Consider the following 2,578-nt stretch of genomic DNA (forward strand, 5'->3'; position numbering starts at 1 on the left):
AGGAATCGGGTAAATCTGCGGGATTACTCCCGCTTCGTCCCCAAGGCACCGTGCGAGCGAGTCTCCAAGCACACGGCGCGCCCAACTTCTTTAGAACACGTTTTCTTTTGCGACTTACTTTTCCTTGAATCCGGGTTTGTACCTTTTGGCTTTTGTCCCTTCTTCTTGGAGGGTTTTTTTAATCCCATTTTTAGCATTTGTTGTATTTCGGGATTTGTCGCACCCAGGGCATGGATTGAGTGATGGCAGTCATTGTGTAAGTATATTAAATTGTCATACTTATCTGTGCCGCCATCCTTTTTTGGTGTTATATGATGTAGATGCACAAAATCAAACCTTCCAAGGGTTTGATTACAGACAGGACATATGTATTTCTGTCTATTTGCTATTTTGTCTTTTCCGTTGGATAGTCTATTTCTTGCGGTCTTTTGTCTCTGTTTATTTTCCCTCTTTTCCCAGTATTCTTTGAGTTCTGGGTCGTCCGGGCTATGAGTATGTGTGACCTGGGTGTGTCTTTCGATATTGACCCATGCAAGCTTAGTGAGATAAACTTTCCTTTCTCCAAATACCCATTTATCGTCTCTTCCGGGACATAATTTCCCGAAATACTTCTTGTACAACCATTCCCGGGATTTTTGATGCTTTCTTAATCCCCATCTTGTTAACTTCCAGAATATGTAGCTGTCAATCTTATTGAAGATTTCTGAAGATACTGCTCCGCTGTGGTAATTTCCCCACCCTCTTATAATCGGGTTGAGTCTTTTGATTACCACTTCCTGTGGAGCTTCTCGTACCTTCTTGAATTCCTCTTTAAGTTTGGTTTTAAATTTCGCTACATTCTTATCTGAAGGTTTAATGATGGTTATATACCCGGATTTTCTGGTACTGGTATTATGTTTCCTGAAGTTCCATCCCAGAAAATCAAATCCGGTGGTCAAGTGGGATATTCTAGTTTTCTCGAAGGATAATGTTAGTCCTTTTTTGGATAACCACTCTTCAGCGATTTTCTTAGCATTCACCGCATCTTCTTTGCTTTCGGTGAGGATTACAAAGTCATCGGCAAAGCGGACGTAAGTCCTTGGTGTCCTATTTTTCCAATTACCACCGTTTTTAGATTTATTGTCTTTGCACCAGGTGTATTTAATACCTAATTCTTCCTCTAATCCATGTAAGGCTATATTGGCCAGGAGAGGGCTAATTATTCCACCTTGAGGGGTTCCCTGTTCGGTGTCGTAGAAAGTTCCTTTGTGTACATATCCTGCTTTCAGCCATTCTTTTATTAGTTTGGCTGCGGGAAAACTTCCAATTGTTTCTAGTAATGGTTCATGGGCAATGTTATCGAAGCATCCTGAGATGTCCGCGTCTACTACCCACCATTTCCTGTTGTTTTCTCCCTTAATGTTTAGGAATATCCTTTGTCTTGCGTCATGGGTACTTCTTCCAGGTCTGAACCCGTATGATACTGGTTCAAACATTGCTTCCCATGATGGCTCAAGTGCATTTTTGACTATACCTTGTAGGCATCTGTCGGTTATGCTTGGAATCCCTAATGGCCTTTTCTTTCCATTGGATTTTGGGATGTAGATGCGTTTGGTTGGTATTGGCTTCCATGTCTTATATGTGGTGAGGGAATCGACCATTTTCCCTCTTTCCGCAGGGTTTAATTTTTTCTTTCCGTCTATCCCTGCTGTTTTTTTACCACTATTTACTTGGGTTGCTTGTTTGACTGATATCAGGATATTGGAATAGCTACGGAGAGCTAGTCTTTGTAGTTTGTTGACCTTTTTCCAATTACCCTCACGTGTCGCTCTGAAAATTCTACGTCTAAGTTTCCTGACCGTCCTGTAGGCACGTTTCCAATTGATAGCGTGCCAGTCAGTGGTTTGTTTAGTTACGATACCGTTCCCTTTTGGTTGCGGTTCTATCTTTTCCATATACAATTAAGGTACTTACGTATTATTTCCCTAGCTCGAAGTCAGTTCTGAAATTCAGCACTCTTTCAAGTTAAGGGATTTCCCTCTATCCAACCAGTTATATACTTTCGTATTTTCCTGTTGCCTTTCGGCTGTTGGCTTTTGCTTGGTTCAGTCTTCTACCGGGCTGAGAGTTATACCTCCTCTTACGATTTGGCTACCTACATCAATCGACCTAGATGTAGGACTCAACCTCGGCTTACCTGTTGACACACTAAGAAGTTACGAATCTGAGGTTGCCGCCTATACACCGAGTCCATTTTGGGATTCGATTGCCTTTTCATCGCAAGGCTAATCCAGGAGCTGGCACCTTCCATTACCGCTTTATCAGAGGGTGTTTATTATAACGATGCCTTATAGTGGCGATTCATCAATTTCAACCTTTTGATTCTTTTCCTAACCCAACAACATCTTTTTCACGGCATGTAAAGATTTGTTGTGCATTCCCCTCTAGCTCTGAAACCTAGTGATTCGGGAGTGTCGTAGCCTTAGCCGCGATATCCATCTCACTACGCTCCTTCGGGTGGAAACTAGTCTGAATCCAAGACTAGGAAAGGGTTCTAGCCTTTCACTTCCAAGAGCGCCTTTCAGTCGCCCGATAACTT

1 protein-coding gene is annotated in these 2,578 nt (G+C 42.3%); it reads right to left on the bottom strand.

The features are described 5' to 3' along the window. Positions 1-23: 23 nt before the first annotated feature. Positions 24-1,934: a group II intron reverse transcriptase/maturase gene (ltrA, locus tag F6K53_RS37085; RefSeq protein WP_293072301.1), complete on the bottom strand. Its 1,911-nt coding sequence runs from the start codon at positions 1,932-1,934 to the stop codon at positions 24-26. Positions 1,935-2,578: the final 644 nt, after the last annotated feature.

The organism is Moorena sp. SIO4A1 (assembly GCF_010672065.1).
In the GTDB taxonomy this organism is placed as follows: Bacteria; Cyanobacteriota; Cyanobacteriia; order Cyanobacteriales; family Coleofasciculaceae; genus Moorena.

Bases quoted from the DNA above. Each gene is read 5' to 3' on its own strand.
- ltrA (WP_293072301.1), bottom strand. From the start codon at position 1,934: ATGGAAAAGATAGAACCGCAACCAAAAGGGAACGGTATCGTAACTAAA.